General features: G+C 61.8%; 3 protein-coding genes. 1 reads left to right on the top strand and 2 read right to left on the bottom strand.

Annotated features, from left to right (window positions below; genetic code table 11):
- The first annotated feature begins 469 nt into the window (after nucleotides 1–469).
- Entirely contained in the window at nucleotides 470–862 is a 393-nt protein-coding gene (locus WAO18_RS01965) for a hypothetical protein (RefSeq protein ID WP_422203431.1), read from the top strand.
- Here WAO18_RS01965 and WAO18_RS01960 read toward each other — a convergent pair.
- On the bottom strand, nucleotides 821–1,333 hold the full coding sequence (locus WAO18_RS01960; RefSeq protein WP_422203429.1) for a hypothetical protein: 513 nt from the start codon (nucleotides 1,331–1,333) through the stop codon (nucleotides 821–823). The two genes, WAO18_RS01965 and WAO18_RS01960, sit on opposite strands and share 42 nt — an antisense overlap.
- A gap of 36 nt (nucleotides 1,334–1,369) precedes the next feature.
- Nucleotides 1,370–1,584, bottom strand: a 215-nt coding sequence (locus WAO18_RS01955) for a hypothetical protein (RefSeq protein WP_422203428.1), incomplete at its 5' end; no start/stop codon positions are given.

Below are 1,584 nucleotides of genomic sequence, written 5' to 3'. Positions count from 1 at the left end.
ATAGACGCCGTGGACGAAAACCAACGGCGGCCCCGATCCCATGTCGTTGTATTCGATTTCGACGTTGTCGATTACGACGGTCTCGGCCACGGCGGGTCCTCTCATTCGTTGTCTTTGCATGGCTCATATGGCAATAACCTATATCTGATCTAGCCAACCTGCACTGCCCTTCTCCATGACAAGGGAAGTCCGACTGGCTAACTGCCTCAGTCGGCCGTTTGGCGCGCGCCAAGATCAGCCTGGCCCGCGATAAAGCCCCTTGCAGCAGAAAGGTATTGGGTAAGCCCGCCGATACGGCTGACCCGTCGCGCAGCCAAGCGCGCCAGGGTAGCAATGGCCGCCAGATACGTGCAGGGACGAACCCGTGCTGTCGACCAAAGAAGACCACCGCCATTGTCCGGAATCTGCGGCCGATTCTCCAAAGGGACTCTGTGTCAGTGGGTTTACGTGCGTTTGCTCCGACGGGCGGATGCAGCCGCGGCCAACGCCACATCTCTCGCACCTGGGCGGAGACGAAATTGGCGACGACGCCGCGCACGGTCACCCCCGCCATCGAATGACCGACGATCACCATGTGGCCGAGGCCGACCTCCTCGATGTCCGCGACGATGGAATCGATCCACTCGCCGATCGTGGCGGTGCCAAGGTTTCCCGGCTTTACGCCGCGGCCGGGCAGATCCACCGCGAGTGTCTGCAACTCGGGGGCGTGTTGGTGCAGTTCGGCGATCGTGGATTCCCAGTAGTCGCCGCCGTGCACAAGCACGGGGTCTGCCAGCGCCATCAGCGGTGCACTAGATTCGACGCGAGCGAGTCGGCCAGCTCACCGGATGCGGTCATCGGCATCCCACTGCGTGACCGATGACGTGAAGTCGCCGCCGAGCTTGGCAAGCATCCACGGTGGCAGGCGTTTGGGCATGGGCAGCGGAACAGACTGAGCCCCTCGGGCTTTGAGCAGCTCCTCGTAGGCGGCGGTGTCACCGCTGAACAGCTGGCCCTCGCCGGCGATAAACCCGTACAACTCACATCCGTCTGGGCCGGCCTCCCAGGGTCCGAACACGTCGCCCCATTCGAGCATGATGTGTGTTCCGGTGCGCGCGACGACGTCACCACAGCGGATCTCGCCCGCCAGTATGAAATTGCTGTGATCGCCGACGTGGCCATGTCGAGGAGAGATGGCGCCAGGATCCCATTTGTTCCAGAACGCAACATATCTCGGTGACAGTTCAATCCACTTTTCCCATATCGATGCCGTACGGCCATCAGCGAATTCATAACGCAACATCTCCTCGGCCGGTACGTCATCGAGGTGCTTGATCGACGGTCCACCCCTCATACGATGGTTTCCCTTTCACTTCTGCTTGGTGCGCGGTCAATCGGCCAGGTCGAGCGCGGCGCGCACGATGCTGTCGGTGTCGATGCCATGCCGGCCGAAGACCTGCTCCAGCGAGCCGGACTGCCCGAACTCACTGACCCCCAGCGACCTGCCGGGCACCTTGTTGATCGACGGTAGAAATGCCAACGTATGTGGGTGTCCGTCGAGAACCGTCACCATGGGAGCAGCACGCTCGGCCGCGAAGACCTGAT

This window comes from Mycobacterium sp. (assembly GCF_049278535.1).
GTDB lineage: Bacteria > Actinomycetota > Actinomycetes > Mycobacteriales > Mycobacteriaceae > Mycobacterium.
Note: the sequence above shows the minus strand (reverse complement) of the source record. Positions and strands in the feature narration are given on the sequence as shown.

Bases quoted from the DNA above. Each gene is read 5' to 3' on its own strand.
- WAO18_RS01965 (WP_422203431.1), top strand. From the start codon at position 470: ATGCAGCCGCGGCCAACGCCACATCTCTCGCACCTGGGCGGAGACGAA.
- WAO18_RS01960 (WP_422203429.1), bottom strand. From the start codon at position 1,333: ATGAGGGGTGGACCGTCGATCAAGCACCTCGATGACGTACCGGCCGAG.